The following is a 4,110-nucleotide window of genomic DNA, read 5'->3' as shown; positions in this document are numbered from 1 at the left end:
GTCAGGCGCCGCCGTAGGCGGTCGCCTGGACGCACTTGTTATGTTCTTTTTGCATAGTTACGATTAAGCGATTAGAAATAATTTGCTGGTATCTAGGCAGAGTGCAGCGCACGCATGTTTTGGTCATGAATTTCGTGAGCTTGATCTAGCCAGACTTTCATTTTTTCAGTATTGCACCCGCTGAATTTTTTAAGAGCATGATTCACAAGGTTTTGAGCCTCTTGCTCAAAGTTTCTTCCATGCAGGTTTTCTATTTTAGAGGCCATGCTGATGTAGTCGATACTCCAACGACTCTTAGCGATTTTTTTAACTCCATTTAAATAATTATTAGTTGTATAACCATTGCTGTAGCACTTCGAATTAAATGTATCGAGAGTCATGGCACTAAAGGCTGCACTACCTATCGCTTTATTGACATCCTCTTTAGATATCTCTTTTTTCTCTTTGTAATCACTAGTAGTTTTTATATCCATTATTCTTTTGGAACAGCTTGCTTCAGGTTTTGATTTTTTTTGGTTTTTGAAATCATATAATGTCGCCTTCACAATTGTTGAGTTATATAATGATTCCACAACAGATGAAGGTCTATCGTTACTCTGATAGCCGACGTGCTTAAATACAGTATTTAAAGCAGCTTTAACCCCAGTATCTGAATTTTCATGGAAGTTAGAAAATCTCTCTTTAAATTGTTCGAGTGATACAGCACAGAATAAATCTGGCATGTAATCTTTCTCACCTTCTGTTGGTGTATAGCTAAATATCAAGTCTATTGTTAGAGTATTATTATTCAAGTTAACTTTAGTATCACCATCAACCATTTTAAGCGTAAATGTTTTTTCTTGTTTTATTTTGCTCAATCTACCATTTAACCTATATATGCCAAAATCAAATAACGATACTCTCTCGTTCATGAGATAGTTGAAATCATCGTTTTGATCCGAATAAGAGGTAGATGCTGCAAACAAAATAAAAAATGCGATAAGTATTTTATTCATTTTTTTACTGCATATATTGATTAATGTTAATTACCATGAATAAGATAAATTCACGGTTCTATCGGTGCTTTGACTGAACATAACGCCGCCATCAGCCGACGCCGCAGGCGGTCGGCTGGATGGCCTTGTTATGTGTACATTTGCACAATGCCAGCTAGCTTGTCTTCAGGTAAGTGACTGAAAGTGACTTTTATGTAGCGTGCTATCTGTCGTTGTCTTTTTGAGCTTTCTTGTTGCTTCGCAATTTTTATAAGCTGCTCATCAGTTTCTAAGGTTTTAACGAAATATTCTGTACTTAGTTGATTAATTGATGAGAAATAGTACTCATCTATTTTTCGGCAGCATTTTATGAGGAATGTAATGAGAGTTGTAGCTTCTTTTAGTGTTACTTTATCAGCCTCATAATCACTAAGTGTTTTAATTACATCAAAGTGATGAAAGTGATTGTATATATCTGATGACTTTTCTTCTAGGTATTTTCTGTCAGAAGAAGATAGTTGAGCTTTAGATGTACTTGCATGCACGATTCTATTGCGCCAATGACACATAAGTTCTACAAGCAAAATCCATTCGTGCTCGATGCCAGGAACATTTTTACAGAACTCACTAAACCTTTTTGCCTTAGAGTCATGCGCTGCAAGTGGCTTCTTGAAATTCAACTCTTGGTCAGTAGATTTCCAAAAAACATCGTCACTGATGCTAGATAGATATTCAAAAAGTAATTCAGTAGCAAAAACGATAGAGGATCTTATTGCAAATCTTCTAGCCGAAATACTGGAGGCTTTAACATTTTTTGGCTCCCATCTTATATTTAGTGATGGGTTCACAGTAGGCTCTGAAGGCAAGTTGGATAATGAAACAGCAATAGTGTTTAAGTTGTGTACACTGTGTCCAATTTCATCTAATAAAAACTGAAGATATTTAGTTGCGGCCATTTATAACCTTGGTGATGTTGTCAGGACTCGAACCTGCATTTCTAGATTTAAAAATTCACTTTTAGTTTCTAGTGTCTTTCCAATTAGACGATGACATCAAAAGCGCCAAAATACACGACGAACGCACGATAGTCAATCGTACACATAACGCCCGCGTAAGGGGCTGCGCCGCCAGGCGCAGTCCCGATTGACGCGCTTGTTAGGTGTGCCGACAACTTTGATTCGGCAGGATAACTTAAATGCCTGCCACAAACTGATATGAAGGCAATGGTAAAGGTGACTGCTGGCGTTGCAACTGTGCGAGTACCAAAGAAAGATAGCAAGACGAGTTGGAAACGAATAGCACACCAACACGAAACCAATTTACGAGTGACTCGGAAAACAGCAACGCTGAACTTTCACAACGCCAGCATTGCACAATGTTGAAAATTCATTTGCAAAAAATCTTCCCTGCCTCGATTTCTGGGCAAGGCCACCTAACGCTTGCATCAGGGGCTGCGCCGCAGGCGCAGTCCCTTGCCTGCACTTGTTAGCCGTGCTGTTGAAGCCACTGCTCAAATGCTTCTTTTGAAACGTTGGTTAGTATTGATGAATAAGTATTTTTATCGCTGAGATATAAGCAGTGCCGAATTATTGTGTATGGATTAAGTTTATCACTTGATCCTTCGATACTTTCAAAATGTTGTTGATATTCTTTAACTTTAGATATTGTTGCCTTCATATGTTCATTGAACTTTGTTCTTGTAATCTCCGGCTCCATAGAGATTATCTCCAAAGTAAAACCATCAACTTTGTGTGGTTCAAATTCGTGTTTGTTGAAGAAGTGGTTAGCAATTTTCAAGAAACCGAATGCTGTTAATAGCCCGTTGCCTTGAGCCTTTCTTGTAGGTGGCTTTGTTCCTGATGCACACTCTTGTATTTCAGACTGAATATCCGCATCATCATCTTCTTTTGCTTTCTGTATCTCTGCTTCTGTTGAAGTTCTTATTTCTCTAAATTCTCTATCCGCCAATTCAAATAAAGCAGCAAGAGTGTTTATTCTTCTCTTTAGGCGATTTGGAATTGATTTTTTGTACTTGATTTTATGATCAAGAACGCTCCATGAGTCTTGAATTATTGTTCTTATTTGAATCTCGAAACTAAAGTCTAGAAAAGCTCGATACTCTGGCATGTTTCTTCTTTCTTGACCTAACTTAAGATCTAAGTGAAGTCCTTTGTAACCAAAAGAATCTTCTGTGCTTTCAATTTGTGAGATTTTATCTGTAACATCTATAACATCAAAATGTTCTTTCAATACATCTTGGATGTTTTCAATATCATCTTCGTACAAGCAAACTACTCGAAGACCTATCAAGTCTGTAATATGATCTTTGATTTCGTATTCTGTTTCTGAGGCTTCTAGAGCTTTTCTATACTTAAGGTTAAATTTTCTAATACATTCTTCTTTATCTTTTACTCTGCCTTCAATTTTTGAGATTGCAATTCCACCAGAATGCGTGAGAAGTGCTTCAATTAAAGTGCAGAAAGAATTATTAGCTCCCTCAAGAAGTCCTAAATTGTCTGAATAATACTCACGAAAAGAATGCTTTTCGATATCAAAATCTAAAGATGCCATTGATACTCCTTTATGGCAGGTGGGGGGGCGGCTAACGCTTGCATGAGGGGCGCCGCCGCAGGCGGCGTCCCTTTGATGCACTTGTTACCCGCGCGTACGGCGATTTAGAAAGTTGTTGATGCTGGCATTACTCGGAAGCAGTAATGACCAACTTCCAGGATGAACACGTTTGTTTGCTGAGTTAGCAGAATAAATTTGTGGCAAACTGCTGGCGCAGACTGCCAGCTTTGAGATAGTTGAGTGCGGTGTTGGTTGAACCCGGATTTTTACACCACGCAAATGCAAAATGCTTGCCTTGAAACTTTGACTACCCAGCGACACGAAACCTTTTGAACACAAATGCTGATGCTGGCGAAACTGGGAAGCAGCCCGAACAATGTTTGCCGGATAAACACGTTGAATTGACCAACTATCAGGATAAATAAATGGCAAACTCAATATGTCTTGCCAGCTTCTCTGAACTGCTTTTTGTCACGGTTTAGCTTTGAAAGAGCAGGGGGAATATAAAAGAAACTCCCCCAGCGGGTAACGCCCGCGTAAGGGGCTGCGCCGCCAGGCGCAGTCC

4 protein-coding genes and 1 tRNA gene are annotated in these 4,110 nt (G+C 39.0%); all 5 read right to left on the bottom strand.

Features of this window, described 5'->3' with window-relative positions:
* Positions 1–92 precede the first annotated feature (92 nt).
* The 5 genes from M3P05_RS20140 to M3P05_RS20120 all read right to left on the bottom strand — a co-directional run bounded on the left by M3P05_RS20140 (position 93) and on the right by M3P05_RS20120 (position 3,983).
* Positions 93–995: a hypothetical protein gene (locus M3P05_RS20140; RefSeq protein ID WP_249701924.1), complete on the bottom strand. Its 903-nt coding sequence runs from the start codon at positions 993–995 to the stop codon at positions 93–95.
* A gap of 128 nt (positions 996–1,123) precedes the next feature.
* Entirely contained in the window at positions 1,124–1,930 is an 807-nt protein-coding gene (locus tag M3P05_RS20135) for a hypothetical protein (protein WP_249701923.1), read from the bottom strand.
* A 9-nt stretch (positions 1,931–1,939) separates the two neighbouring features.
* A tRNA-OTHER gene (locus M3P05_RS20130) sits at positions 1,940–2,028 on the bottom strand.
* A gap of 431 nt (positions 2,029–2,459) precedes the next feature.
* Positions 2,460–3,545, bottom strand: coding sequence for a GTP pyrophosphokinase (locus M3P05_RS20125; protein WP_249701922.1), 1,086 nt, complete (start codon positions 3,543–3,545; stop codon positions 2,460–2,462).
* A gap of 84 nt (positions 3,546–3,629) precedes the next feature.
* Positions 3,630–3,983 carry a hypothetical protein gene (locus tag M3P05_RS20120; RefSeq protein ID WP_249701921.1) on the bottom strand — a complete coding sequence of 118 codons (354 nt, stop codon included), beginning with the start codon at positions 3,981–3,983 and terminating at the stop codon, positions 3,630–3,632.
* Positions 3,984–4,110 lie beyond the last annotated feature (127 nt).

This window comes from Parendozoicomonas callyspongiae (assembly GCF_023502345.1).
In the GTDB taxonomy this organism is placed as follows: Bacteria; Pseudomonadota; Gammaproteobacteria; order Pseudomonadales; family Endozoicomonadaceae; genus Sansalvadorimonas; species Sansalvadorimonas callyspongiae.
Note: the sequence above shows the minus strand (reverse complement) of the source record. Positions and strands in the feature narration are given on the sequence as shown.

What these genes read in the sequence shown, in the direction of transcription:
- M3P05_RS20135 (WP_249701923.1), bottom strand. Translation starts at nt 1,930, where the DNA reads ATGGCCGCAACTAAATATCTTCAGTTTTTATTAGATGAAATTGGACAC.
- M3P05_RS20125 (WP_249701922.1), bottom strand. Translation starts at nt 3,545, where the DNA reads ATGGCATCTTTAGATTTTGATATCGAAAAGCATTCTTTTCGTGAGTAT.
- M3P05_RS20140 (WP_249701924.1), bottom strand. Translation starts at nt 995, where the DNA reads ATGAATAAAATACTTATCGCATTTTTTATTTTGTTTGCAGCATCTACC.